Origin of the sequence: Streptomyces sp. P9(2023) (assembly GCF_032436795.1) — a bacterium.
Taxonomy (GTDB): domain Bacteria; phylum Actinomycetota; class Actinomycetes; order Streptomycetales; family Streptomycetaceae; genus Streptomyces.
The window spans coordinates 1-250 of sequence record NZ_JAUPWM010000709.1 but is presented as its reverse complement, the minus strand read 5'-3'; the positions used below and the strand labels follow the sequence as shown (position 1 = coordinate 250).

Sequence of the window (250 nt, the reverse complement as noted above, 5' to 3'; positions counted from 1 at the left end):
CGGTGATGTGAAAGAGCTGGGTGCAATTCAAGAAATCTTTGGCGGTCATAGCCCTGCGATTTCTGCAACGAAAGCAATGACGGGGCACGCGTTAGGCGCAGCAGGCGTTCATGAGGCGATTTATTCTACCTTGATGCTGCATCATAATTTTATCGCCCCTAGCATCAATATTGATAATCTTGATCCCGCTGCTGAGGGGTTAGATATTGTTACTCAACTACGTGAACAAGAGCTCAATACCGTCATGTCA

At 46.8% G+C, this 250-nt stretch carries 1 pseudogene; it reads left to right on the top strand.

The annotated features are described in order from the left end of the window. Positions 1-250, top strand: a pseudogene (locus Q5762_RS39180) (hypothetical protein); the annotation flags it as partial.